We start from the raw sequence: 287 nt of genomic DNA on the forward strand, positions 1-287 counted from the left end.
ATTAATATGTTCTGAGGAAAACCAGTATACTCCGGATAAATTTGTGCAAAAAATTGGCTACATGTTTGTTTCTGCACATAAAAAAATCCCCAAGTAGCCGACAGCTATCAAGGGGTGTTTGTTATCAGGGTGCATCTACCAATTAATATGTTCTCAGACAAACCTGCATGTTCCGGATAATTTTGCGAAAATGGGATGAAATAGTTATGAAAAACAACATAAAATCCCTCAGTAGCCGATTACCAACAAGGGGAGTGAGTTATCAGATTTAATCTACCAATCATCTA

This window comes from Pelatocladus sp., from assembly GCF_059505505.1.